28 protein-coding genes are annotated in these 24,318 nt (G+C 43.0%); all 28 read left to right on the forward strand.

All coding sequences use genetic code 11. The features are described 5' to 3' along the window. Nucleotides 1-48 precede the first annotated feature (48 nt). The gene (gene hslU / locus AC0YN6_RS01445) at nt 49-1,449 is read left to right on the forward strand and encodes an ATP-dependent protease ATPase subunit HslU (RefSeq protein ID WP_475744575.1); all 1,401 of its coding nucleotides are present in this window, start codon (nt 49-51) and stop codon (nt 1,447-1,449) included. A 27-nt stretch (nt 1,450-1,476) separates the two neighbouring features. Continuing rightward, nucleotides 1,477-2,247, forward strand: coding sequence for a GTP-sensing pleiotropic transcriptional regulator CodY (codY, locus tag AC0YN6_RS01450; RefSeq protein WP_475744576.1), 771 nt, complete (start codon nt 1,477-1,479; stop codon nt 2,245-2,247). A 217-nt stretch (nt 2,248-2,464) separates the two neighbouring features. Continuing rightward, nucleotides 2,465-2,878 carry a flagellar basal body rod protein FlgB gene (gene flgB / locus AC0YN6_RS01455; protein ID WP_475744577.1) on the forward strand — a complete coding sequence of 138 codons (414 nt, stop codon included), beginning with the start codon at nt 2,465-2,467 and terminating at the stop codon, nt 2,876-2,878. A gap of 2 nt (nt 2,879-2,880) precedes the next feature. Beyond that, a complete protein-coding gene (gene flgC / locus AC0YN6_RS01460) occupies nt 2,881-3,336 on the forward strand; it encodes a flagellar basal body rod protein FlgC (RefSeq protein ID WP_475745501.1) in 456 nt (151 codons plus the stop codon). Nucleotides 3,337-3,375: 39 nt separating this feature from the next. Continuing rightward, nucleotides 3,376-3,681 carry a flagellar hook-basal body complex protein FliE gene (gene fliE / locus AC0YN6_RS01465; RefSeq protein WP_475744578.1) on the forward strand — a complete coding sequence of 102 codons (306 nt, stop codon included), beginning with the start codon at nt 3,376-3,378 and terminating at the stop codon, nt 3,679-3,681. A 42-nt stretch (nt 3,682-3,723) separates the two neighbouring features. Continuing rightward, nucleotides 3,724-5,289, forward strand: a complete 1,566-nt coding sequence (gene fliF / locus AC0YN6_RS01470) for a flagellar basal-body MS-ring/collar protein FliF (protein ID WP_475744579.1) — start codon at nt 3,724-3,726, stop codon at nt 5,287-5,289. A 23-nt stretch (nt 5,290-5,312) separates the two neighbouring features. Further along, the gene (gene fliG, locus AC0YN6_RS01475) at nt 5,313-6,314 is read left to right on the forward strand and encodes a flagellar motor switch protein FliG (RefSeq protein ID WP_475745502.1); all 1,002 of its coding nucleotides are present in this window, start codon (nt 5,313-5,315) and stop codon (nt 6,312-6,314) included. Continuing rightward, nucleotides 6,307-7,146 carry a FliH/SctL family protein gene (locus tag AC0YN6_RS01480; protein ID WP_475744580.1) on the forward strand — a complete coding sequence of 280 codons (840 nt, stop codon included), beginning with the start codon at nt 6,307-6,309 and terminating at the stop codon, nt 7,144-7,146. Before fliG ends, AC0YN6_RS01480 begins: the two co-directional genes overlap by 8 nt. Further along, nucleotides 7,133-8,458 carry a flagellar protein export ATPase FliI gene (gene fliI, locus AC0YN6_RS01485; protein ID WP_475744581.1) on the forward strand — a complete coding sequence of 442 codons (1,326 nt, stop codon included), beginning with the start codon at nt 7,133-7,135 and terminating at the stop codon, nt 8,456-8,458. The genes AC0YN6_RS01480 and fliI overlap by 14 nt, the downstream gene beginning before the upstream one ends. Nucleotides 8,459-8,466: 8 nt before the next feature. After that, nucleotides 8,467-8,913, forward strand: coding sequence for a flagellar export protein FliJ (fliJ, locus tag AC0YN6_RS01490; RefSeq protein ID WP_475744582.1), 447 nt, complete (start codon nt 8,467-8,469; stop codon nt 8,911-8,913). A 31-nt stretch (nt 8,914-8,944) separates the two neighbouring features. Continuing rightward, nucleotides 8,945-9,856, forward strand: coding sequence for a MotE family protein (locus tag AC0YN6_RS01495; RefSeq protein ID WP_475744583.1), 912 nt, complete (start codon nt 8,945-8,947; stop codon nt 9,854-9,856). Nucleotides 9,857-9,902: 46 nt separating this feature from the next. Continuing rightward, entirely contained in the window at nt 9,903-11,270 is a 1,368-nt protein-coding gene (locus tag AC0YN6_RS01500) for a flagellar hook-length control protein FliK (RefSeq protein ID WP_475744584.1), read from the forward strand. Nucleotides 11,271-11,311: 41 nt separating this feature from the next. Further along, the gene (locus AC0YN6_RS01505) at nt 11,312-11,824 is read left to right on the forward strand and encodes a flagellar hook capping FlgD N-terminal domain-containing protein (protein ID WP_475744586.1); all 513 of its coding nucleotides are present in this window, start codon (nt 11,312-11,314) and stop codon (nt 11,822-11,824) included. Next, the gene (locus AC0YN6_RS01510; protein WP_475744588.1) at nt 11,824-12,201 is read left to right on the forward strand and encodes a TIGR02530 family flagellar biosynthesis protein; all 378 of its coding nucleotides are present in this window, start codon (nt 11,824-11,826) and stop codon (nt 12,199-12,201) included. The genes AC0YN6_RS01505 and AC0YN6_RS01510 overlap by 1 nt, the downstream gene beginning before the upstream one ends. Nucleotides 12,202-12,319: 118 nt before the next feature. Then, a complete protein-coding gene (gene flgG, locus AC0YN6_RS01515; RefSeq protein ID WP_475744589.1) occupies nt 12,320-13,138 on the forward strand; it encodes a flagellar basal body rod protein FlgG in 819 nt (272 codons plus the stop codon). Between the two features lie 56 nt (nt 13,139-13,194). Beyond that, the gene (locus AC0YN6_RS01520; RefSeq protein ID WP_475744590.1) at nt 13,195-13,422 is read left to right on the forward strand and encodes a flagellar FlbD family protein; all 228 of its coding nucleotides are present in this window, start codon (nt 13,195-13,197) and stop codon (nt 13,420-13,422) included. Next, nucleotides 13,419-13,883: a flagellar basal body-associated FliL family protein gene (locus tag AC0YN6_RS01525; RefSeq protein WP_475744592.1), complete on the forward strand. Its 465-nt coding sequence runs from the start codon at nt 13,419-13,421 to the stop codon at nt 13,881-13,883. Before AC0YN6_RS01520 ends, AC0YN6_RS01525 begins: the two co-directional genes overlap by 4 nt. A gap of 37 nt (nt 13,884-13,920) precedes the next feature. Beyond that, the gene (gene fliM / locus AC0YN6_RS01530; RefSeq protein ID WP_054028979.1) at nt 13,921-14,922 is read left to right on the forward strand and encodes a flagellar motor switch protein FliM; all 1,002 of its coding nucleotides are present in this window, start codon (nt 13,921-13,923) and stop codon (nt 14,920-14,922) included. After that, nucleotides 14,912-16,177: a flagellar motor switch phosphatase FliY gene (gene fliY, locus AC0YN6_RS01535; RefSeq protein WP_475744594.1), complete on the forward strand. Its 1,266-nt coding sequence runs from the start codon at nt 14,912-14,914 to the stop codon at nt 16,175-16,177. The genes fliM and fliY overlap by 11 nt, the downstream gene beginning before the upstream one ends. A gap of 20 nt (nt 16,178-16,197) precedes the next feature. Next, nucleotides 16,198-16,560, forward strand: a complete 363-nt coding sequence (locus tag AC0YN6_RS01540) for a response regulator (protein WP_475744596.1) — start codon at nt 16,198-16,200, stop codon at nt 16,558-16,560. A gap of 12 nt (nt 16,561-16,572) precedes the next feature. Beyond that, nucleotides 16,573-17,217 carry a flagellar biosynthetic protein FliO gene (locus AC0YN6_RS01545; protein WP_475744597.1) on the forward strand — a complete coding sequence of 215 codons (645 nt, stop codon included), beginning with the start codon at nt 16,573-16,575 and terminating at the stop codon, nt 17,215-17,217. Nucleotides 17,218-17,254: 37 nt separating this feature from the next. Beyond that, nucleotides 17,255-17,962, forward strand: coding sequence for a flagellar type III secretion system pore protein FliP (gene fliP, locus AC0YN6_RS01550; protein ID WP_475745503.1), 708 nt, complete (start codon nt 17,255-17,257; stop codon nt 17,960-17,962). 22 nt (nt 17,963-17,984) lie between these two features. Next, nucleotides 17,985-18,254, forward strand: coding sequence for a flagellar biosynthesis protein FliQ (gene fliQ, locus AC0YN6_RS01555; protein WP_475744598.1), 270 nt, complete (start codon nt 17,985-17,987; stop codon nt 18,252-18,254). An 11-nt stretch (nt 18,255-18,265) separates the two neighbouring features. Further along, on the forward strand, nt 18,266-19,063 hold the full coding sequence (fliR, locus tag AC0YN6_RS01560) for a flagellar biosynthetic protein FliR (protein ID WP_475744599.1): 798 nt from the start codon (nt 18,266-18,268) through the stop codon (nt 19,061-19,063). A gap of 12 nt (nt 19,064-19,075) precedes the next feature. Further along, complete coding sequence (gene flhB, locus AC0YN6_RS01565; protein ID WP_475744600.1) at nt 19,076-20,170, forward strand: flagellar biosynthesis protein FlhB; 1,095 nt, start codon at nt 19,076-19,078, stop codon at nt 20,168-20,170. Nucleotides 20,171-20,192: 22 nt separating this feature from the next. Continuing rightward, the gene (gene flhA, locus AC0YN6_RS01570) at nt 20,193-22,223 is read left to right on the forward strand and encodes a flagellar biosynthesis protein FlhA (RefSeq protein WP_475744601.1); all 2,031 of its coding nucleotides are present in this window, start codon (nt 20,193-20,195) and stop codon (nt 22,221-22,223) included. Next, entirely contained in the window at nt 22,220-23,431 is a 1,212-nt protein-coding gene (gene flhF, locus AC0YN6_RS01575; RefSeq protein ID WP_475744603.1) for a flagellar biosynthesis protein FlhF, read from the forward strand. Before flhA ends, flhF begins: the two co-directional genes overlap by 4 nt. Next, nucleotides 23,428-24,297: a MinD/ParA family protein gene (locus AC0YN6_RS01580; protein WP_475744604.1), complete on the forward strand. Its 870-nt coding sequence runs from the start codon at nt 23,428-23,430 to the stop codon at nt 24,295-24,297. The genes flhF and AC0YN6_RS01580 overlap by 4 nt, the downstream gene beginning before the upstream one ends. Nucleotides 24,298-24,318: the final 21 nt, after the last annotated feature.

The raw sequence follows: 24,318 nt of genomic DNA on the forward strand, positions 1-24,318 counted from the left end.
AAACTTCGGAAAGTCAAAGCGAAGAATAGAATTCGGAGGGATTTTATAATGGGAAATGATGCACTGACGCCACGTCAGATCGTAGCGGAGCTTGATAAGTATATCGTTGGACAAAAGCCTGCAAAGCGCTCAGTAGCAATTGCGCTTCGCAATCGTTACCGGAGAAGTTTGCTCGATGAAACGCTGCGCGATGAAATCGTTCCGAAAAATATTTTGATGATCGGACCTACCGGAGTAGGTAAAACGGAAATTGCACGGCGTCTTGCGAAGCTCGTCAAAGCGCCATTCGTAAAGCTGGAAGCGACGAAGTTTACTGAGGTTGGTTACGTAGGCCGTGATGTAGAATCCATGGTCCGTGATCTAGTGGAAACGGCTATTCGAATGGTTAAAACAGAGAAAACTGAAAAAGTTAAAGACAGAGCGGAGAAGCTTGCCAACGATCGAATTGTATCTTTGCTTGCGCCGTCCGCAGCAAAACCAAAATCGCAAAAAAACCCTTTTGAAATGTTATTTGGCAATCAACAACCGTCAGAGGAGCAGAAGGAAGAGCCGGAAGTAGAGAATGCACTCTATCAAAAACGGTCACAAATTAAAGAGCAGCTGGCTGCTGGCAAGCTCGAGAATGAAATCATCGAGATAGAAGTTGAGGATTCCTCACCTAACATGATGGATATGCTGTCAGGTCAAGGACCAGAAGGCATGGGTATGAATATGCAGGAGTTGTTCGGGCAATTGATGCCGAAGAAGCCGAAGAAGCGCAAGCTTCCTGTGAAGGAAGCACGCAAGGTTCTGACCCAAGAGGAAGCTAATAAAATAATAGACATGGATGATGTTATCACAGAATCGATTACAAGGGCGGAGCAATCCGGCATTATTTTCATAGATGAGATTGATAAGATTGCCAGCCCTTCACGAGGTTCAGGCCCGGATGTATCCAGAGAAGGCGTTCAACGTGATATTCTACCTATCGTAGAAGGCTCTACAGTAATGACAAAATATGGTCCAGTGAAAACGGACTACGTCTTGTTTATTGCCGCAGGCGCGTTTCATGTTGCCAAACCTTCGGATTTGATCCCAGAGCTTCAAGGACGTTTTCCGATTCGGGTAGAGCTGACTAGTCTTAGTCTGGAGGATTTCGTCAGCATTTTGAAAGAACCGAAAAATGCTTTGACGAAGCAGTATTCTGCGCTGCTTGAGACCGAAGGAATTCAGATCGAATTTTCGGATGAAGCTATTCGTGAGCTGGCGTCCATAGCAGCTGACGTAAATCGTAATACTGAAAATATTGGTGCACGCCGCTTGCATACGATTTTGGAAAAGCTGCTTGAGGATCTATCCTTTGAAGCACCTGAGCTATCGCTCGAAAAAATGACAATCACACCGGAATACGTGCGAGAAAAGTTAGGAAGCATTGCGCAAAATCGTGATTTGAGTCAATATATATTGTAGTTGTTATGAGTTTTGGGAGGCATTAGAATGACTTTACTAACAAAGACTAGAACGCTGAACCGATTGCTGCAGCGTGCAGCAGGTAAAGCACTTAGCTTTAGGGAAATGGCAGAGGTGCTGTGCACAACGATTCAAACCAATGTGTTTGTCGTCAGCCGCAAAGGAAAAATATTAGGCTGCTCGGCTGTAGATGCGTTTGATCATGATTTTATGCGAACATTATCAGTTGAAGAGCTCCGCTTCCCGCAAGATAGCAACGTTCGCTTTCTTGATATGCAGGAATCCATGACAAATGTGAAACCTGATACGGGAATCTATGAAACTTTTCCTCGGTTAGGTGATCAGGAAATTATGACTGTTGTACCGATTATTGGAGGAGGAGATCGTCTTGGGACGTTAGTGTTGACCCGTTTGTCGGGCGCTTTCGATGATGATGATCTCATTTTGGCTGAATATGGTTCAACGATTGTAGGAATGGAAATATTGCGTGAGCGTGCGGATGAAATTGAGCAGGAAGTTCGCAGCCGTGCTGTCGTTGCAGTTGCGATCGGTTCTTTGTCTTTTAGTGAATTAGAGGCAGTAGAGCATATTTTCGAGGAGCTTGATGGCAAGGAAGGACTGCTTGTCGCATCAAAAATCGCAGATCGAGTAGGCATTACCAGATCTGTAATTGTGAACGCCTTAAGAAAATTAGAGAGCGCTGGTGTTATTGAAACAAGGTCTTTAGGGATGAAAGGCACATACATTAAAATATTAAATCACCAATTACTGCAGGAATTGGATAAGATCAAGAACTAAATATAGGACATTTTGACCATTTAGGCCCTATCTGATTTTAAAGATAGGGCTTTTTTCTTATTGTAATAAATTAGGGAATTGTTGAATATTATCATGTCGGCAAAATTCGACACATCTATCTCATTTTTTTAATTTTGCTGTCGAATGAAGAAGGAATGAGCATTTTTCTGTTGAATACGTAAAAGATGATCTCCTATGTGAAAGTGGTGAAAATTACGTGAATCTGTTGAATGGATCTTCATTTGGAAGAATGGAAGGTGCGCTTCAAGCAGCTGAAATGCGTCAACGCGTCATTGCTAATAATGTGGCAAACGTTGATACTCCGCACTTTAAACGGTCTGAGGTTTTGTTTGAGGCTTTATTAGAGGAAGCTATGGGAAATAAGCAAGTACAAATGATCGGCAAGCAAATGGATCAATTGAATTATGCTACTGGAACATCTGCTTCTAATATACCAATACCCAAACTTGTTACCGATGAATCAACTTCGATGAACAACAATGAAAATAATGTTGATATCGATCTTGAAATGTCTTTACTAGCCAAGAACCAACTGAACTACAATTTTTATGTTCAGCAGGTTAATCATGAAGTAAGAATGATGCGCACAGCGATTGAAGGGAGAGCTTGATGATGAAAATGTCCACGGGGTTTAATATTAGTGCTTCGGCTCTAACAGCACAACGGCTGCGGATGGATGTTATTTCTTCTAATATAGCAAATGCAGAAACGACGCGGGGCAGTTTTGTAAATGGACAATTTCAGCCCTACAAAAGAAAGATGGTTGTAATTGAACCATTGCAGCAGTCTCAGTCTTTCTCAAGCATGCTCTCTAAGCAAATGAATGGGAATTCAGTTGCTCAAGGCGTTAAAGTTACGGGAATAAAAGAGGATGATTCTCCAAACAAGCTCATTTACAATCCAACGCATCCTGATGCTGACGCAAATGGCTATGTAAATATGCCAAATGTTGATGTCACGAAGGAAATGGTGGATATGATTGCAGCATCGCGTTCTTATGAAGCTAACGTAACCGCATTAAATGCTACCAAGTCCATGTTCGTTAAGGCCCTAGAAATAGGTAAGTAATCGCAAGTCAACATCAAGTGAAGCATTGGGGGAATATTGATGATACAATCGCTGGCGCTAAATGCAGTACAGCCGCCTAAACTGGTTGAAACTAAATCGGTTCAAGAAGCGACTCCGGCACAATTGACACAAACGTTTGGTCAATTTCTGCAAACGGCAATTGATAATGTTAGTAATCAAGAACAGAACGTTCATAAGCTTAACGACAAATACTTATTGGGACAGGTTGATGTTACCAAGGTTCTAATTGCTTCTGAGCAAGCGCAACTGAGTTTGCAGCTTACCTCACAAGTCCGCAACAAAATGGTCGAGGCATATCAAGAAATGATGCGGATGCAAATTTAACCGTGATCATGACTGAGCATAGTATTTGGGTGAGGTGAAAATGTGAAAGAGAGATTCGCCCAGTTTCGTAGCAGGCTAACACAATTATGGAGCCAAACGGGCAGAAAACAAAAAATTTGGTTGGGGGCGTCAATTAGCGGGCTGTTGTTAGCAATTATTTTATTAACGATTGTATTTACAAGAACGGAATATGAATTAGCATTTCAAGGGTTGGATACAACTGACGCGGCTGCTATTATGACTTACTTAGATGGAAGCGGAATTCCATATAAGCTCAGTAACAATGGAAAAAGCATTTCCGTACCTAGTACTGACGCAGCGCGAATAAAAGTGGATGTTGGTTCTCAAGGCTTAGTTCAAAACGGATCGATCGGATTTGAAGCTTTTAATGCAAGCTCCAGTCTATTTGGAACAACTGAGAATGAGTTCAATGTAAAGTATTTAAATGCTTTGAATGGTGAAATTCAGCAGTTGTTTAATGCGATGCAAGGCGTGGACAACTCGAAGGTTTTGGTTAATTTGCCAAAAGAGAGTGTATTTCTTTCACCTGAGGACGCTGAACAAGCATCAGCATCTATCATGTTGAAGTTTGTATCAGGGTATCGTCCAAGTCAGAAAGAAATTGACGGCTATTACAACCTTGTGAAAACTGCAGTACCTAATTTAGCGATTAAAGATATTACGATCTCTAGTCCTCAAGGCGAACTGGCCTATACAGAAGTTAATGGAGAAGTAGCTAATTCGACTGCTGTAGATTCCCAATTCGACATTCAACGGAAATATGAGGCAGAGCTTAAGAAAAATATTCAGCAGTTTCTAGGAACGATCGTAGGGCCTGATAATTTAGTCGTTCAAGTTTCGAGCAGTATGAACTTCGACAAGAAGACATCTCAAGAATCTGTTGTGAAGCCGTTAGACAATAACAATAATAATGGCATTATTATTAGTGAGCAGATTAATAGCAGTACTTCTACTGGTAACTCAAATGAGACTGGCGGAGTTGCAGGAACTGGAGAAACGGATGTTCCGGGGTATAATGCAACGGCAGACAGCAATTCTTCAGAATCGAACTCGCAAATTCGAAACTATGATGTTACTCGGATAAACAATAATATCGTATCTGGACCTTTTGTTTTAAAAGACCTTGCTATTAGTGTCGGCATTGAACAGTCACAAATGAATGATGAAGCAAGTAGAAGCGCCATTATGACATATTTGACTGCATTAGTGCGTGCACAACTAGCAGATTCTGGTCAAGATGTAACCAATGACGAATTAATAGAGAAAAAAGTTGCTCTTATTGCTAGAACATTCTCAGGAAGCAGTTCGGATAATCAAGCTAACGGCTTATCGATGCCTTGGATCATTGGAATTGGTGTAGCTGCACTTGCTATTATTGGCGGTTTGGTGTTTATGCTTGCACGTAAACGCAAGAAGGTTGAACAGGAAGAAATAGAATTGGCTGCTCCAGCTAAAGTGGAATATCCAACTCTTGATTTGGAAAGTGTCAACAACGAAAGTCAGGCTCGGAAAAATCTTGAAACACTTGCCAAACGAAAACCAGATGAATTTGTTAATCTTCTTCGCACATGGCTTGTGGATGAATAGAGGTGGTTCATGTGTCAAAATCAATGCAAGGATTATCAGGTCGTCAGAAAGCTGCCATTTTGCTCATTACGCTTGGACCTGATGTATCATCACAAATATTCAAGCATTTACGGGATGAAGAAATTGAACAGCTAACGCTTGAAATTGCTAATGTCCGTAAAGTGGATAGTGTTGACCGTGAAACGATTCTAAGTGAGTTTCATCAAATATGTATGGCTCAAGAGTATATCACGCAAGGCGGTATTTCTTACGCCAAAGATATTTTGGAGAAAGCGCTTGGTGAACAAAAGGCTCTAGAAGTTATTAATCGATTAACAGCTACGCTTCAAGTAAGACCGTTTGATTTCGCTAGAAAGGCCGAGCCTAATCAAATTTTGAACTTTATTCAAAATGAGAATGCTCAAACGATTGCTTTGGTATTGTCTTATTTACAATCCGAACAATCATCACATATCCTTTCATCGCTGCCTCAAGAGAAACAAGCTGAGGTTGCAAGGCGAATTGCTTTGATGGATAGCACATCGCCAGAAGTGATTTCACAGGTTGAACGTGTCCTTGAACAAAAACTATCGGCAACCGTAACACAAGATTATACGAATGCAGGCGGTATAGATTCGATCGTTCAAATTTTGAACGGTGTCGATCGCGGAACAGAACGTACCATACTCGACGCACTCGAAATTCAAGATCCTGAACTTGCAGAAGAGATCAAGAAACGTATGTTCGTATTCGAGGATATTGTCAATATTGACAATCGTTCAATTCAACGGATCATACGTGATATTGAGAACTCAGATCTTCAGCTTGCGCTTAAGGTGGCAAGTGAAGAGGTTAGAGAAGCTATTTTCCGCAATATGTCGAAACGTATGGCTGAAACCTTTAAAGAAGAAATGGAATTCATGGGTCCTGTACGGCTTCGTGATGTTGAAGAAGCACAGACGCGTATCGTTGCTACCATTCGCAGGCTAGAAGAGTCTGGTGAAATCATCATCGCTCGTGGTGGAGGAGACGATATCATTGTCTAATTTGATCAAATCTTCGAGTGTGATTACTCTTGACCAATTGAAACAGCTGGAATGGTTGCATCAACGAAATCTTGAAATCAATGAAGCTCATGATCAGGAAGCGGCTATTGATCCTGTTCCGGATGAAGAAACCATAACTTTGCGCGATCAAATTTTAAACGATGCTCAGCTTTATGCAGAAGAACGACTGCGAGATGCTGCACAAGAAAGTGAAAGGCTGCTATCTGAAACGCAGCAGCAAATCGATGTGTGGTGGCTGCAAAAACGTTCAGAAGACGAAGCGGAATCTGAAAGCTCAAAGCTAGCAGGTTATGAGCTTGGTTATGCCGAAGGAGCTGCCCAATCGCAAAGAGAGATGCGTGAGATCTGGGAGCAAAAGCTAACCGAAGCAACAGATGTGCTGAAAACTGCATTTCAAATGAGAGAACAAATCATTCAGGAAGCTGAGCCTTTTCTTGTAGAACTAAGCTGTGCAATCGCAGAAAAAATCATCGGACAGCAGTTAACGATGGCTCCTGAGATGGCTATCGAGTTAATTCGCAAATCGTTGTCAAGGCGCAGAGAACAAGGTGTCATTACACTTTGTGTCGCACCTGGTCAGCTTGCATTCGTACAGGCTGCTAGGGAAGAGCTTCACTTCGCTATTGATTCACAAGCAGAATTGCAAATTTTGCCCGATTCAACTGTGAAGGACAATGGCTGTGTCATTCGTTCTTCATTTGGCAGTATAGACTCTCGGATTGACACACAGCTTGCTGAAATTAAACGTGAATTAATTCATCTTGCTCATCACAGCGGCGAAGAGCGAGGTCATCACGATGATATTGAATAATTTAGATGTGCTCAAGTACATAGAACACTTACAGCCTCTTGATCCCGTTCGGGTGAACGGTAAAGTTACTCAGGTCATCGGTCTCACGGTTGAATCTGAGGGACCGGATGCAAGTATAGGCGACGTTTGCTTTATTTATCCATCCAAGGGAGCAAAGCCAATCAAGGCAGAAGTCGTTGGATTTCGTGATAATAAGGTTATTCTCATGCCCTTAGGAGATCTACAGTCGATTAATCCTGGCTGTGATGTCGTAGGTACTGGCAAACCGTTGACGGTTCAGATCGGCTCTGAGCTGCTAGGTAAAGTATTAGATGGCCTAGGAAACCCGCTCGATGGATCCTTTTTACCAAGACGCATGCCTCATTATTCAACTTATAATGAACCAAGTAATCCGCTTAAACGTCCACGCGTCATTGAGCCGCTTGGTATCGGAGTAAGAGCGATTGACGGTCTTCTTACTGTAGGACGTGGTCAGCGTGTTGGGATATTCGCTGGATCTGGCGTTGGTAAAAGTACGCTGCTCGGTATGATTGCACGCAATACATCTGCTGATGTCAACGTAATCGCCTTAATAGGCGAGCGCGGACGTGAAGTGCTCGAATTTATCGAGAAGGATCTTGGCCCTGAAGGGTTAGCCCGCTCGGTCGTTATCGTAGCAACTTCCGACCAACCTGCACTAATCCGTATGAAAGGCGCATTGATCGCGACTTCCATTGCAGAATATTTTCGCGATCGCGGCCTAAACGTGATGTTGATGATGGACTCGGTTACGCGATACGCGATGGCGCTGCGTGAAGTAGGCTTAGCCATCGGTGAACCTCCGGCTACAAGAGGTTATACGCCTTCTGTTTTTGCGGCACTGCCAAAGCTGCTAGAACGTGCAGGCACAGGCCCTACCGGATCTATAACGGCATTCTATACCGTGCTTGTTGATGGTGACGATATGAATGAACCCATTGCGGACGCTGTCCGCGGAATATTGGACGGTCACATCGTTCTTAGTCGCCAGTTAGCTCATAAGGGTCATTTTCCTGCAATCGATGTGTTAGCTTCTGTTAGCCGCGTTATGAAGGAAATCGTAACGGAAGAACAGCAGGATGCCGCGAATGAATTAAAGAAATTACTAGCTACATATAAAGATTCGGAAGACTTGATCAATATAGGGGCGTACCAACGAGGATCAAATGTAGAAATTGATATGGCGCTTCAATTTATTGAACCGATTCAGAGCTACACGAAGCAAAAGACCAATGAAAAGGTGAGCTTAGAGGAAGCGCAAAATCGCTTGATTACTGACTTCTACAGGAGTTGAATCGTTAGATGGCATCATTTCGTTATACGTTTCAAAAGGTTGTTGATTTGAAATCCAGTGAGAAAACACAGGCAGAGTGGATTCTCTCGTCAGCTATTGGTGCTCTTGCAGCGGAGGAGCTTTCGCTAGAGCAATTGAGAGCAAAGCAACAAGAATGGGAATATAAGCTGCTTGAAGCTTCTCAGACTGCCGTTCCTTTATCTGAGCTTCAAGTCATTCAGCAATATTTGGACTATTTAGTAACTTGTATAACAAGCAAATTGAAAGATGTGTTGCATGCACAGAAGGCGGTTGAGCAAAGCAGACTTAAACTTTCAGACAAGATGAAAGATGAGAAAGTGTGGCTTAAGGCAAAAGATCATGCGCGTGATCGGTTCCAGTATGCTATGCAAATTAAAGAGCAGAACGAATTGGATGAGCTGGCTAGCGTCCGTTTCATGATACCAACCCCATAAAGTGATGCGTGACACCGGCTAGAGGGAGTGAGTGGAATTGGCGGGTACGAATAACGAAAAGCAAGGCTATAGTACGCTGGAACGAATTATGTTTTTGATGACACCCATTTTATTTGCAATCGTATTACTCGGCGTTTTGTATACCTTATTTAATATTGATTTTCGCAATAAAATGCTGGAAGCCGGAAACTCAGTTCCATTCTTAAAAGACGTACTGCCTGAGCCAATGATTGCAGGCGGTACGACAAATGATGAAGATTTGAAGTCGGCGAACATGTCTGCCAAAATTGCAGATCTGCAAGCTCAGCTTACAGCAATTGAAAGTGAACTGGCAGCAGCGAACCAAACGAAGGCAACGCTTGAGCAAGAGGTTAAGGACTTAGAGAGTGATAATACTCAGCTTAAGGGCGTTAACGATGAACAATTGCTTGAAGATGAACAATATCAAGCGAAAATTCAAGAACTGGCAAGCATGTTTTCGAAAATCACGCCAAGTAAAGCTGCTCCGATCTTGCAAAGTATGACCTTAGACGAGATGGTACTCGTGTTCGCCAATATGCGGCCCGATGATAGAGTTCGAATTATGGAAAAGATGAATCCTCAGACGGCGGCTGATGCAGCTATGCAGCTAAAGGATAATGTGAAGGTAAAGGATCTACAAATTGCAGCCCTTCAATCCAGACTTGAATCTCAGAAGTCATCAGAGTCGAAGCCAGCATCTTCTGTTCTTGATCAGGAGCAATTAGGTGCAACCTTCACTGCTATGAATGCGAAGAGCGCTGGGGAATTATTAATTAAAATGGTAGATGTGAGCCCAAGCAAGGTTCTTCGGATTTTGAATGCGGTGGACAATAAGACGCGGTCGTCGATTTTGGCTGAAATGTCGGGAATAGACGAAACAACGACTGCTAAGATTGTAGCCAAACTAATGACAGGAAGCTAATAGCCGACTGAAATTTGAAATATCGATTTGAAAGGAGGTGGAAAAAATGGAAATGATGATTCCACAAGCTTCTTCTTCACAGCCAGCGGCACAAGCGACTTCAAATGGACAAGTAAGCAAAAGCACGGATGGAGCTGCGTTCCAGAAAACACTAGTACAGCAGCTTAATAGTGATGGGGCTAACAAAAGTAATCAGACACAGGAAGTGCAACTTGTTGCGAATGCAGCTAAGGAAGCGCCTAGCGTTGAGGAGGGCATTGCTCCAACCTTATCTGATCTCATGTCGATCATTGATGGATTGCTTGATAACCTGATGGCAGCTGGTGAAGAAGAGAGTGAGGCACCACTTGACGAAGAGCAGCTTCAGCAGTTAGAGGCAGTTTTGGATCAAATGAATGCATTACTCGCACTACTTGGCATTCCAGTACCTGTTATTCAGCAATCGATTAGTAAATTGACGAGTGAAGAGGCAACCATAGCCGCTCCTGAAGAGGTACAAAACGCAGTCAATATTAAGGCAAGCTTGCAGGATACTTTGCTACAATTACAAGTCATGCTTCAGCAGGGAACGACAAAGCAGATTGGTCAGCAAGAGCCGTCCGTTTTGATAGCTCAGCAGCTTCAAGTGTTAACAGCGATTTTGGAAGGCGAGCCGGTGGATACAACGAAAACGAATACGAATACGAAATCGACCGTCCTTACACAACAACTGTTTACAGCTCAAAACTTGCAACAAACTGATGTGAGTACGTTTCTGCAACGACTATCGCAGCAATCGGTTCATCCTGCAATATTGTCAACGGCAGTTCAAGGCATGGAGCAGGCAATCGAATCAGAAGCAGCTGTTACAACAGTAGAAACAAACCCGCAAATACAGCTTGGATCAAATAATCCGGAAACGATTCGGACATTTACTCCCCTGGTTGCGAATGCGGCGGCAGCAACCTCATTTGTTGCAGCAGATGAATTCGCACAATCGATGACGGGAATGATCGTGCAAAAATTCGATATGACAACACTGAACGGCGTATCGGAAGCGAAACTCATGCTTTTCCCTGAACATTTAGGTCAAGTAGACGTTCGAATAACGATGCAAAATGGACTTTTGACTGCTGTCTTCCAAACAGATACAGCAATGGCCAAAGATATGCTGGACAATCAAATGGCTCAACTGCGATCTGCACTTCAGGCGCAAGGATTGATGGTTGACAAGCTAGAGGTTTCGCAGGGACAATCAGCTGCTCAGCTATTTCAGCAGCAGCACGGACAAGGGAGCAATCAACAGCAATCATCAAACCGACATGCTCTGAACGGTGATGATAGCGCAAACGAAGCTCAATTTGAAACTGAATTGATTGAACAAGCAACCATTCAAGGTCTTGGGTTTGGTCGCGGTATAAACGTCAGAGCGTAGCGGAGCATCTATTCCGCTAGAGAGATTGGGGGTGAACGGAAATGGCAGATAGCATTTCAACTCGTGTCGTTTGGCCGAATTATAGTAAAGAAAATGTACAAGCAGCAGCAAACAAGAAGACAGATACCCTTGGGAAGGATCAGTTCCTTAGTATTCTTGTCACGCAGCTTCGTAATCAGGATCCGATGCAGCCGCTTCAGGATAAAGATTTCATTGCACAGATGGCACAATTTACTTCTGTTGAGCAGCTCATGAACATGGCCACAGAACTTTCGTTAATGCGTCAAAACATTGGCTCAGCTTCTAGCTTAATTGGCAAAACGATAGAATGGAACGAATATAATGAGGCTGGAGAAATTTCTACCGTCAAAGGTGTTGTTGATTCCATTATTTCGAAGGATGGCCTTCTGTATGCAAGAGTAGGCGGAGCTGAAATTGCTCTAGATTACGTCACTTCTATCTCAGAAACAAATGGAGACTCAGAGGACGCAGACGAAGAAACCGATACAGAACCTTCTGATTCAGGTAATGCTGAGGAAGGGGCGGGTGCCTAATGAGTGAAGGCGTAAAAATCGGTCATATATTTCCGGTTAAGTCAACACATCTGCAGCCTAATAAAGCGTCAGCCATTCGTACAACGCAACCAACCGAGTTTCAAGAAATACTGAATGCCAAGGTTTTGAAGTTTAGTCATCATGCTGAGGTTAGAATGCAGCAGCGAGGTATTAAGCTACAGCCAGAATCTTTGACGAAAATAATGAATGCGGTTGAAGAGGCTGCTTCTAAAGGGGCTCAGGATTCTTTAATCGTTTATCGCGATATTGCTATGATTGTGAACGTGCCCAGCCGTACAGTAGTAACTGCTATGGATGGCGGACAAATGCGAAACAACGTATTTACACAAATAGACAGCGCTATTATCTTATCGTAAGGCTGGACCTATCAGGAAGCCTTAAGCTGTGGACCGATTGAAGCAGTTTGTGATAGTGCCTACATACTAATGAAGTAAAAAAATGAATTCAAATTATACTCCAGGAGGAATTACGAACATGCTAAGATCGATGTATTCGGGCGTTTCAGGTATGCGTGGCTTTCAAACAAAGCTTGACGTTATAGGTAACAATATTGCGAACGTGAACACGGTTGGTTTCAAGTCAGGTCGCGTTATGTTTAAAGATATATTGAGCCAGACCGTTGCAGGCGTTACCGCACCTGAAGAGGGTGTACGGGGCGGCGTAAACGCTAAGCAAATAGGGCTCGGCGTATCTATCGGCTCTATTGATACGGTACATACAGCAGGCAGCGCTATGACAACGAATGGACCGACAGACCTTCGTATTGACGGAGATGGCTTCTTCGTAGTGAGAGCTAACGAGGATTCCGAAATGCTATTGACACGCGCTGGTAACTTCACACTTGATGCGAATAGACAGCTTGTAACAGGCGATGGCTACTTCGTATTAAGCGTTGATCAAGAGCCAATCGTCCTTGATGAAGCTGTTACTGCCATCTCTATTGGCCAAGACGGAACTATCATGGGTGTCACACCTGATGGTACGGAGCCCATTGCGCAGATTGGCGTTGCTAAGGTTGTAAACCCTAGCGGTCTTGAGAAACTTGGTGGAAATATGTACAGAGTGACAGCAAATGCAAATCCTGAAGGTTCTATTGAAGATTTCATGACGTTTGCGACGGACCCGGAGTTCGGTACTGGCGCAATTATTTCTGGTCAGCTTGAAATGTCCAACGTGGATTTGACAGCTGAATTTACGGAAATGATCGTTTCGCAGCGCGGCTTCCAAGCGAACTCACGTATCATCACGACTTCCGATGAAATATTGCAAGAGGTCGTTAATTTAAAACGATAGGTAAGTCATAACGAGCGGGGGGCTTAGTGCCTCCCCTAGGTGTGAGGGGGTAACTGATGATTACAGTAACACGATTAAACGGAACAAAAGTAACAATAAACGCATTATTAATTGAAACGATTGAAGAATCAGCGGATGTGGTTATTACGCTTACGACAGGAAAAAAGTTAGTGGTTAAAGAAAAAACAAAAGAACTGTTGCAGCTTAATAACCAGTATCTTCGTACTATCGGCCTCATCGCGGCGGCCCAAATGAGTGAGCAAACGGAGGGTCCCTCGTCATGAAGAAAATGTTGCCTTGGTTAATTACTATTCTATTGTCTATCACATTAATCGCTATTGTTTCAATAATCCTGTTCAAATCATTTTTTACTGATCCTAATGAGCAGGCGACAGAGACAAAAACCATCGAGGTTAAGGCTCTATCGGCCGATGAGCGTGTGGCAGTAACATCTGAGTTGAAAGATTTCAAAAGAAATCTAAAAGATCCTGAATATGTTGTCGTGCTGAGCTTTGCTTTCCAGCTTGACAAAAAGAAAACAAAAGAAGATTTTGATAAGCTGCTCGAAATTGAAGTTAGACCTATTATTAACCGTGTTGTAGCTGATATGACAGCTGAAGAGCTGAGCGGCTCAATTGGTGAAGACGCGCTTGAGTCGAAGCTGCTCAACCTAATTGCACCTATCATTCCAAAAGGGAAATTGATTAAGGTAGAAATTACAAACTTTGCGCTTGCTGAAATTTAACTGACTACGCAGACATTCCTCGAAGGAGGTGAGATATTTGGTTGATGTTTTATCGCAAAATGAAATTGATGCGCTACTGGCTGCTTTGGATTCCGGTGAAATGGATGCAGAGGATTTAAAAAAGGAAGAAACGACACGAAAAGTTAGTGTCTACAATTTCAAACGCGCCGTTCGTTTTTCGAAGGACCACATTAGAAGCTTAACCCGGATTCATGAAAACTTCGCGCGATATTTGACAACCTATTTCTCAGCGCAACTTCGCACATTTGTTCAAATTAATGTCGTGCAGGTCGAACAATTGCCTTACGATGAATTTATTCGTTCGATACCTAAGATGACGATTTTGAACATATTTGAAGCGGAGCCACTGGAAGGTCGAATGGTGCTTGAGGTTCATCCAAACGTGGCTTATGCTATGCTGGATCGAATGTTAGGCGGACAAGGCATTGCGCCTTCCAAAATTAATAACTTAACTGAAATTGAAACCATTATTATGGAGAAAATTTTCAGTCGTACGTTTGAGGGCCTGCAAGAAGCATGGAAAACGGTAATCGATATATCTCCTAGGCTTGAAGCTTTGGAAACGAATCCGCAGTTCATGCAGATTGTATCACCAAACGAAACGATAGCGCTCATTTCATTCAGCACCAAAATTGGTGATACGACAGGGATGATTAACCTTTGTATCCCGCATGTCGTTATTGAACCGATCATGTCCAGGCTATCCGTTCATCATTGGTTTGTATCACAGAAGAAGGCTCGTGCACCAGAAGAGGTAGAAATATTGGAGCAGCGTGTAAATAAAGCGAAGCTTCCAATCGTAGCTGAGCTTGGTGAATCATCGCTGACGATCCAAGAATTTCTAGGACTGAATATAGGCGATGTTATTTCATTAAATAAGTCAGTCAATGATGGTCTGAACATTAAAGTGGGAGACAAGCTTAAATTCATTGGCAGTGCAGGCTCCGTTAAGGATCGGCTAGCTGTTCAAGTAGATGAGATTGTCACTGAAGGAGTGGAAGAAGATTATGACGAGTAAGGACTATTTGTCACAAGAGGAAATTGATGCATTGCTACGTCAATCCTCCAGTGAGCCGGAAGCGGAGCAGCACTCTGAGGTCGGAACACAACTCTCAGACTTTTTATCCGAAATGGAACAGTCTGCCTTGGGTGAAATCGGTAATATCACATTTGGTAGTGCCGCTACCGCTTTGTCAACATTGCTTGGCAAGAAGGTAGACATTACGACTCCGCTGGTCACTATCGTAAGAAAAGACGAGCTAGCAGACATTTTCCCTAAGCCGCATGTAGCAGTTAGCGTTCAATATGTTGACGGCTTTCAAGGTATTAATTCCCTTGTCATCAAGACAAAGGATGCTCAAATCATCGCGGATTTGATGCTTGGCGGTGATGGTACTGACATTACAGTAGAAGAGCTAAATGAAATTCATATTAGTGCTGTTCAAGAAGCGATGAATCAAATGATGGGATCTTCAGCTACATCGATGTCTACCATCTTTAATCGATTTGTCAACATTTCGCCGCCAGGCATTGATATTTTGGATGTGAATAATGGCGATGGAATGGATCATTTGCCGCCAGTTGATATGTTTATAAAAATATCATTCCGCTTAACGATTGGCGATCTCATTGATTCCACAATCATGCAGCTGGTTCCAATTCCGTTTGCCAAACAAATGGTTGATATATTAATGGGTGTAGTTGACGATCAATCATCGCAGCCAGCAGTTACAGCGCCGCCAGCGGCTCAAGCAGTTCCAGCAGCACAACAGGCAATGGCTATGCAGGAAACTGCCGCAGCAGCTCACATGCACGCTGTGCCGCCGCAAATGAATACAGCACCGCCGATGCAGCAGATGCCTTCGATGCCGTATCAAACACCAGCAGCTGGCTACGACATGTCGATGCAGCCGCCGGGGCCTCATACATATGGTCATGCAGCTAATCGAAATGTTAATGTACAGCCTGTGCAATTCGCTAACTTTGGAAATGCACCATTGATTCAACCAGACGAGACAAACCTCAATTTACTTCTCGACATACCGCTTAAGGTCACTGTAGAATTAGGAAGGACCCAAAAGCAAATAAAGGATATTTTGGAGCTGTCTCAAGGTTCTATCATTGAGCTGGACAAGCTAGCTGGCGAACCAGTGGACATCCTTGTTAATAACAAACTGATCGCAAAAGGCGAGGTTGTTGTTATCGATGAAAACTTTGGTGTTCGCGTAACGGATATCGTAAGCCAATGGGACCGCATACAAAAATTACAATAGCATCCTAGGAGGATAAAAAGATGGCAAACCGCATTCTTATCGTAGACGACGCAGCATTCATGCGCATGATGATTCGTGATATTTTATCAAAGAACGGCTACGAGGTCGTCGGTGAAGCCCAAGACGGCGCTCAAGCAGTTGAGAAATACAAGGAATTAAAACCTGATTTGACAACAATGGATATTACGATGCCTGAGATGGATGGAATTACTGCATTGAAAGAAATCAAAAAACTTGATAGCAACGCCAAAGTAATTATGTGTTCAGCAATGGGTCAGCAAGCAATGGTAATTGATGCGATTCAAGCAGGCGCAAAGGACTTCATCGTCAAACCGTTCCAAGCTGATCGTGTAATTGAAGCGATCAAGAAAACTCTCGGATAACGGTTAGATATTATGTTTAACATAGCTTCGCGCATTTCAATGGTGTCTGCACTTGGGATGGCGATTGGGCCACAATTTGCGGCTGCTGCCGCTTTAAACGGCAGCAGCGCAAACGATAATGAACAAATGATGTTTACCGGAACGAATGATCTGGCAGCAAACATGGTTTGGGTTATCGTGGCGCTGGCCATCGTTATCGTTTTGATTATTTTAGTTATTAAATTTTTGTCTCAGCGCAACCGAATGTGGGGAGCGAATCGATCGCTTCGTTCACTCGGCGGTATCGCGCTCGGGCAAAATAATTCGCTTCAAGTTGTTGAGATTGCAGGACGGATATACATAGTTGGCGTAGGGGAGAACATAACTCTTATTGACAAGTTAGACGATCCCGAACAAGCTAGTGCTGTAATTTCCGCGCTGGAACGTCGACAGGAACCAGCATTGTCAAAGGATATTATCTCTCAAATCATGAAGAAGCTGAAAGATCGCAACAACAAGAATGTCCCTGAACCTGCAAATGAGCAGTGGAATAAGACTACCTCCTTTGAGGATTTGTTGCAAAATAAGCTTAGTCAACAAGCTAACCACAAGCAGCAATTGGAATCGTTACTGCATGACTCTAAATCAAATGAACGGTTGATGGATGATGAAAAATAAGTGGTGGATATCAATCGTTGCTGTACAATTGCTTGCGATGTTATTTCATAATCAAGCATTTGCGGAGCCCTTACCCGACGTATCCATCAATATTGGCGACGGAAGTGGTGACACGCCCGGTACTAGCGCTTTATCCATTCTTCTATTAATAACTGTCTTAAGTGTGGCACCAGGAATTATGGTGCTTATGACAAGCTTTACTAGAATCGTAATTGTTCTAGGCTTTGTAAGAACATCACTAGGAACGCAGCAAATGCCACCCAATCAAGTGTTGATTGGACTGGCAATGTTTCTAACCTTTTTCATTATGGCTCCCACCTTCTCACAGGTGAATGAAGTTGCGCTTCAGCCGTATTTAAAAGGTGAAATCTCACAAACTGATGCCTTTAAGGAAGCCTCTGTTCCGATGAAGAAGTTTATGTTCTCTCATACGAGGGAAAAGGATTTAATGCTCTTTATGGATTATACAAAAACAGAGAAACCAGCTTCATTTGAAGGGATTCCACTTACTGTTTTAATACCGGCATACGCAATAAGCGAACTGAAAACAGCCTTTATTATGGGGTTTATGATTTTCATTCCATTTCTAGTCATCGATATGATCGTTGCAAGTACGCTGATGGCCATGGGGATGATGATGCTTCCTCCAGTAATGATATCCTTACCGTTTAAAATTCTTCTATTTGTATTAGTAGATGGATGGTATTTAATTGTGAAATCTTTGTTATTAAGCTTCAACACGTGATACTAGCAGGGAGGGACGTTAGATGAGTACTGATTTCATAATCGGGTTGGCCAGTCAGGCTGTATTCATCGTTCTGAAAGCCAGTGCACCAATGCTCGTTCTTGCTTTGGTCGTAGGGTTACTAGTCAGCATATTTCAAGCCACAACTCAGATTCAGGAGCAGACGCTGGCATTTGTTCCGAAAATTGTAGCGGTTTTCGTGTCCATCATTATTTTTGGCCCATGGATTCTTAATACGGTTATCGACTTCACTTACAATCTGCTGAACAATCTTCATAATTACATCGGTTAGGTTGTGAATGGATGAACGCGATCGTACAGGGTTTCCCTATTTTTTTGTTGATTTTTTGTCGAATAACAGCGTTTTTCGTCGTCGCGCCTGTGTTTTCCTCAAGAGGTGTACCTAATACATTCAAAATCGGGTTAGGTTTTTTTATCTCTCTTATCGTCTTTTTTACTTACGGAATGAAGCAAACGATTGTACCGGATGCTGAATATATTCTTGTGCTGTTTCGAGAAATATTGGTCGGCGTACTGCTTGGGTATGTAGTCTATCTGTTTTTTACGGTCGTGCAAACCGCTGGAGCCTTAATGGATTTACAGGTTGGTTTTGCAATGGCGAATATCGTAGATCCCCATACAGGTACGTCAGCCCCGTTGCTTGGCAATTTTAAATACATGATGATCCTAGTTATCTTTCTAATGATGAACGGTCATCATTTTTTATTGACAGGTTTAATGGACAGCTATCAATGGATGCCGCTTTCCAACGAGTTATTCAGCCGATTAATGAGCGGCAGCGTAACTGACTTTTTAGTTAGGACGTTTGCGAGCACCTTTTTGCTAGCGTTACAAGTATCAGCGCCGTTAGTTGTAGCTATGTTTTTAACGGATGTTGGTTTAGGCTTCCTGACCAAATCCGCGCCTCAATTCAATGTATTTGTAATTGGAATTCCACTAAAGCTTATCATCGGCATGATTTTGCTTATCTTGTTAATGCCAAGTCTTGCTGGCATATTCGAAAGATTGTTTTCCATCATGTTTGATGCTTTGGAGCAGTTATTCGGTATCGTGCAAGGACCGCCGCCTGAAGGGAAATAGGAGGATGCAGCCATGCGAAATTACCGTCTAGAGCTAGATTTGCAGCTTTTCAGTCAGGAGAAGACTGAGGATGCGACTCCGAAGAAAAAGGATGAAGCAAGGAAGAAAGGGCAAATTGCACGATCAGGTGACTTGCCCGGTTCTTTAATATTAATTTTTGTTTTCATGAGCTTCATCATGCTGGGTGATTATTATAAAAAACATATTTTGATGCTTTTTGGAAATCTATTTGAAGATTGGCTCTTAATGGATTTGACAGTAGCGAATGTAATGTCTCTCTTCAATGCTATCGCGATTGAAATGCTGCTCATTTTGCTTCCAATATTTGCGATCACTGTATTGGTTGGTGTCCTTGGTAATATTGTTCAGTTTGGTTTTTTGCTAACGGGTGATCCTCTGAAAATGAAAATAAGCAAGCTGAACCCGATCAGCGGTTTTAAACAAATTTTTTCTGCAAAAACACTGGTTGAATTTCTGAAAAGTATTTTAAAGCTGACTATTGTATCTGTACTCGTATATATGACCATTGCAAAAGAGTGGAACCGTATATTAGTACTTGCCAGCTTGCCAATCCAACAAATATTTAGCTTCACCGCAGGCTTAACTGTAAAACTTGGTATTGAAATCGGCGTAGTCCTCGCGGTCCTCGCAATAGCTGATTTTTTCTATCAACGATATGAGCATAACAAAAATTTGAAGATGTCAAAGCAGGATATTAAAGACGAATACAAAAAATCTGAGGGTGACCCGATTATTAAGGGACGTATTCGAGAGCGTCAGCGCAAAATGGCAATGCAGCGAATGATGCAGGAAGTTCCAAAAGCGGATGTCATCATCACAAACCCTACCCACTTTGCTATTGCATTGAAATATGATGCTTCGAAGATGGAAGCGCCAAGGATCATCGCCAAAGGGATGGATCATGTTGCGCTTCGTATAAGAGAGATAGCCAAAGAAAACGGGGTTGTTACAATGGAAAATAAACCGCTTGCCAGAGCGCTATATGAACGAGCGGAGATTGGGGATGTCATTCCCCCAGACCTGTTTCAAGCTGTGGCTGAGGTGCTCGCATATGTGTATAAGCTAAAGGGTCGAATTAAATCATAACACTACGGGAGGTGGCGGCGTCATGAAAGCAAAGGACTTTGTAATACTATTTGGCGTAATTGGAATTGTACTCATGATGATAATCCCGATCCCAGTCCTATTACTAGATGTACTCATTATTTTAAACATTTCGATAGCATTAATGATTTTGCTGATTGCAATGAACACTAGAGAAGCGCTTGATTTCTCCATATTTCCGGCCATTCTATTGATAACTACCCTATTCCGACTTGCACTGAACGTATCTACTACTAGAAATATTTTGTCACATGCGGAAGCAGGGGAAGTTGTTGCTACTTTTGGCAGCTGGGTTGGCGGAGGAGAAATTGCAATCGGCTTTATCGTCTTCCTCATACTCGTAGTTGTACAGTTCATCGTTATTACGAAAGGTTCTGAACGTGTTGCCGAGGTCGCAGCAAGATTTACGCTAGACGCGATGCCAGGTAAACAAATGAGTATTGATGCTGATTTGAATGCTGGTTTAATTAATGAACACCAAGCGAAAGATCGTCGTTCTAAGATTGAACGTGAAGCGGATTTTTACGGGGCAATGGACGGAGCCAGTAAGTTTGTAAAAGGTGACGCGATTGCATCAATCATCATTCTAATTATCAATCTAGTAGGCGGCTTTATTATTGGTATGGCGATTCATGGTTTAAGCTTTGGGGAATCACTATCGACGTTCTCGATCCTTACGATTGGTGACGGACTGGTCAGTCAAATACCTGCGCTGCTAATTTCCACAGCTGCCGGACTTATTGTAACAAGAGCAGCATCTGAAGGTAACCTGGCAGAAGATGTTACAGAACAGCTATTCAAATATCCTAAACTATTGTTTATTGCTGCTGGAACTATCGGTTTGTTAGGCCTAACCCCAATCGGTCCAATGAGAACCTGGCCATTTGCCATTTTGCTTGCCTTTGGCGGCTGGTTCATGCAGAAAGCAGTACATAAGAAACAAGCGCAAAACGATATGCTTGTTGAAGAGCAGCAAATCGAAGAGGTTCGCAGTCCTGAGAGTGTTATTAGCCTCTTGCAGGTCGATCCCATCGAATTCGAGTTTGGATATGGCCTTATCCCGCTAGCGGATACACAACAGGGTGGGGATTTACTAGATCGGATTATAATGATACGCAGGCAGTGTGCTCTGGAACTCGGGCTCGTTGTACCGGTTATTCGAATTCGAGATAATATTCAACTCAAACCGAATGAGTATGTCATTAAAATTAAAGGAAACACAGTTGCACGCGGAGATCTGCTGCTTAATCATTATTTGGCAATGAGCCCAGGCTTCGAAGATGACTCTGTCGTAGGGATTGAAACAACAGAACCGGCCTTTGGATTACCTGCGATTTGGATTGACGAGCAGATGAAGGAACGTGCGGAGCTCTCTGGTTACACCGTGGTAGATCCGCCTTCGGTAGTTGCCACACATTTAACAGAGATAATAAAACGTCATGCACATGAATTGATTGGACGTCAAGAGACGAAGCAACTCGTAGAAAATGTGAAAGAATCTTATCCTGCACTTATGGATGAACTTATTCCTTCGATACTTGCGATTGGCGATGTGCAAAAAGTACTATCAAAGCTGTTAAGAGAAAAGGTATCCATCCGAGACCTTGTTACCATATTTGAAGCATTAGCGGATCATGGAAACTATACGAAAGACCCTGATATATTGACAGAATATGTACGTCAGTCACTATCGAGGCAGATTACGCAGCAGTTCACATCCGGTGGGGATACTATGCGAGTGATTACAGTTGGACCGCAGCTGGAGAAAAAAATTGCAGAGTCCGTTCAGCAGACGGATCAAGGCAGCTATATCGCTCTAGATCCTGTTTCTACTCAGCAAATCTATCAGAAGCTTAATGAACATGTGAATCGTCAAATACAAGCTGGTCAACAGCCTGTGGTACTCGCATCACCAACCATTCGGATGTATTTGAGACAAATTGTAGAGAGAACGATGCAAGATGTTCCGGTACTCTCTTACAGTGAGCTTGAACCGAATATTGAAGTTCAAAGCGTCGGGGTGGTGAACTTATGAGAGTAAAACGATATGTAGTGAGCGCATTGCCAGAAGCTGTTTCACAGATTCGAAGCGAGCTTGGGAAAGATGCTGTTATTTTGAATACGAAAGAAATTAAAGTTGGCGGTTTTATGGGGATGTTTCGCAAGAAAAAGATGGAGGTTATCGCCGCTATCGAAACGAATCAGACGAATGCCCCTGAACAGCCTCAGCGCAAAACCGATCTTCAAGTGAATGCGGTAGTAGAACAAATATTGCAAACGGCTCAACGGTCAACGACTGCTGTTATGGAGCCGCCTGCTGTACATGCTGTACCTGTTATAGATGTTCAGAAGGATAGGATGGAACGCGAACAATTTATCGTTAATGAAATTCGCGATTTAAGAGAGTACATGCTCAAATTATCTAAGCAACAAAACAATATAACAACGATGTCGGAGCACTTGATCGTGCTCCGGGAGCATTTGACAGAACAAGAATTAGAGTCAGAGTGGATCGAGCGTTTGATCCAAGAGATATCAGATAGGCAGGCAGAAGAAAAAGTTGATTTCTCTAGGGAGCAAGTGTGGAATTGTGCAGCTGTATTGTTGGAAGGATGGCTGCAGCCTTATAGCGGCAGCAGTATAAGCAATCAAGCAAGGGTAATCCATTTTGTAGGTCCAACTGGTGTTGGCAAGACGACGACGATAGCGAAGCTAGCTGCGGAGCAAACGATCAAGCAGGGAAGAAAAGTAGGGTTCATTACTTCTGATACCTACCGGATTGCTGCGGTAGATCAACTGCGAACCTATGCCAATATATTGAACGTGCCGCTTGAGGTCGTTTTTTCGCAAATGGACTTGCCGCGAGCTTTCAAGCAGCTTGAAGAGCGCGAGCTCATCTATATGGACACAGCTGGGCGGAATTTTCGCAGTGAGCTTCATGTTTCAGAGGTCAATAGCTTGCTGCAAACTTCTGAGCCAAATGAAACGGTACTAGTACTTAGCATGACGGGCAAGACAAAGGACATGGCTGCAGTTGCAAATCATTTTTGTAAATACGGCGTTCGAAAAGTGCTCTTTACGAAATTAGATGAAACATCAATCTACGGCGCTATCTTTAACTTGATTATGAATTATGAATTGCTTCCTACCTATATGGCGAGTGGACAAACTGTCCCAGACGATATAGAGAAGTTTCAAGTGGATGTATATGTTCGTCAACTGCTTGGGAGCAATAGCCTATGATGGATCAAGCTGAAGCATTACGTAATTTAGTCAAGCAGCAAGAGCTTCAAGACGAAGGCCGAACGACACATGTTGTGACAGTTACCAGCGGGAAAGGCGGAGTAGGTAAGTCGAACTTCAGCTTGAATTTCGCATTAGCTCTTCAACGTTTAGGTAAAAAGGTGCTCGTATTTGATGCGGATATTGGAATGGCCAATATAGATGTACTTATGGGCGTGTCATCCACTTACAATTTATATCATTTATTAAAGCAGGAAAAAACAATTTGGGAAATCGTTCAAGAGGGACCGGAAGGGCTTAACTTTATTGCAGGAGGTTCCGGCTTTAGAGACTTAATCGATTTGACCGCCGAGCAGCTCGATCGCTTTGCGGATGAAATAAGCAAGCTGCATGGAAAATATGATCTTATCTTATTTGATACCGGCGCAGGCCTTTCGAAGGAAACCGTTAAATTTATTACTGCGGCGCAGGAGACGATCGTGGTGACAACGCCTGAACCAACATCGATTACAGATGCATATGCACTAATTAAGATGGTTAAAGCGATGGAAGTGGACGTTAACTTCAAACTAATTGTCAATCGAGCCTCCGACTTTCGAGAAGGAAAACAAACCGCAGACAAAATCAGTATGGTTTCTCAGCGGTTCCTACAATCCGATTTGCCTCATTTAGGTATTTTGCCGGATGACCCTAACGTTTCGAAGGCCGTGAAGCGGCAAATCCCATTTACTGTTGCCTATCCAGGAACTGAAGCATCGATTGCAATGGATCGGATTGCCAAAAACTTTCTGGACATTCCCCAAAGATCTGCAACTAACGGCGGTGTCAAAGGATTCTTGCATAAGATGTTCAGACTTTCAAGATAATCCTTTAAAAGTAAGGAGGGA

The organism is Paenibacillus sp. J22P15, from assembly GCF_056269345.1.